Origin of the sequence: Myxococcus sp. CA039A (assembly GCF_013336645.1) — a bacterium.
GTDB classification, from domain to species: domain Bacteria; phylum Myxococcota; class Myxococcia; order Myxococcales; family Myxococcaceae; genus Myxococcus; species Myxococcus llanfairpwllgwyngyllgogerychwyrndrobwllllantysiliogogogochensis.
This window is the reverse complement of record NZ_JABUMQ010000656.1, coordinates 1-1,460: the sequence shown is the minus strand read 5'-3', so window position 1 is coordinate 1,460 and position 1,460 is coordinate 1. Positions and strand designations below refer to the sequence as shown.

The following is a 1,460-nucleotide window of genomic DNA, read 5'->3' as shown; positions in this document are numbered from 1 at the left end:
GGGACGGGCGGGGGAGGCGCGTCGAGCTTGAAGGTGTGGGCCAGTTCAATCTGGCACGCCACGGCCTCGCCCCGGACGCGCGCGGGCTCGAACTTGAAGGACAGGCTGGCGGTCCGCACCGCTTCGTCGAAGGCCGCGCCCGCGGAGCGGACGACCTCCGAGTCCGTCACGCTGCCCTGCTCGTCGAGCGTGAGCCGGAGGACGACCTCACCCTCGCGGCCGGCCGCCTGCTCGGCTTCGGGATAGGGGACCGCGACGCTGTCGAGGCGCCGAGGCACCTGGACCTCATCGCTCGGAGGAGCCTCCGCCGTGGCTGTAGCCGGAGCCTGCTCCTGGGAGGGAGACGGCGTGGACGGGGCCGGGGAGGCCACCGAGAGGAGCAGCGCGAGGGAGGTGACCGGTGAGAACATCCGCAATCCCGGACTACTTGGTTTTGCGACGCAATATCAATTGCGCGCCCCAGGGGATATCGGGGATTGCGGTGGGGCGGTCAAGGCGCGCGGCCCTCCGCCTGTCCGGGGGCTGCTCCCTCGCCCGCGAGCCCGGGCCATATGGGCTCGCGGTGAGGGACGAAGCCGCTCACTGGACGATGGCGCCCAGCTCCGTCTCACCCGGTTCAATCTTCGCTTCCGGGTTGGACCACACGAAGGGGATGCCCGGCTGCCGGTAGAGGGTGTTGGGGATGTCCTTGGCCAACTGCGCGTGCAGCTCCGGGAGCTGGGACCAGTGCACGCCATGCTTCGCATGGTGGGCGGTGTGGAAGCCCAGGTTGCCAGTCATGAGGTTGTAGCCCCGGTGAACGATGTTGTACGAGGCCTGGGTGTGCTCCGTCGCCTCCAGCCCCACGTGGTGGAAGTAGGTGGCCCAGACGGTGACGTAGAGCGACGCCACCATGGGGAGCAGGAACACGAAGAGGGCGTTGTACCAGTTGTGCCAGAACAGCACGCCGAGCAGCGCCACCTGGAGCGCGCCCATGGCCAGGAAGATGCGCTGGGCCTTCGGCTGCGCGCGTCCCACGGCGTAGGCCCGGGGATAGGCCAGCAGCGTGTTGATGACGGAGAACTCGGCCTCGCCCATGGTGGACCCGTCCGCGCGCTTCCAGCGGGCCTCGTCCTTCTCCTGGTCCAGGTAGTTGCGGTGGTGGCCGACCACGTGGTGCAGGAACCACGCGTGGGACGTCACGCCCGTCTGGAAGCCGAAGACGACCTCCAGCAGCCGGTTGGGCAGCGCGTGGCGGAACATGGGCACGTGCTGGTGGTGGTGGTTCCAGGCGCTGATCCACCCCTTGGGAATCACCCAGAGGGCGAGCCACAGGAGGGGGAGCCACCAGCTTCTCGCCGTGAAGTAGACCGTCAGGTCCAGGGCGAACACCGTGGCGAACAGCAGGACGGGGATGCGGTCTCTGGGGTGTCGGAACAATGTCATGCGGTTTCCACAGCGGGGGTGGGACGGGCTCCCAG

2 protein-coding genes are annotated in these 1,460 nt (G+C 68.6%); both read right to left on the bottom strand.

Annotated features, from left to right (window positions below; genetic code table 11):
- Positions 1-410: energy transducer TonB (locus HR086_RS46805; protein ID WP_174468906.1), on the bottom strand; the 410-nt coding region annotated here is incomplete at its 3' end.
- Between the two features lie 169 nt (positions 411-579).
- Positions 580-1,425 carry a fatty acid desaturase gene (locus HR086_RS46800; protein ID WP_174459471.1) on the bottom strand — a complete coding sequence of 282 codons (846 nt, stop codon included), beginning with the start codon at positions 1,423-1,425 and terminating at the stop codon, positions 580-582.
- Between the last annotated feature and the right edge of the window lie 35 nt (positions 1,426-1,460).

Coding starts and splice junctions, on each gene's coding strand:
- HR086_RS46800 (WP_174459471.1), bottom strand. CDS start 1,425: ATGACATTGTTCCGACACCCCAGAGACCGCATCCCCGTCCTGCTGTTC.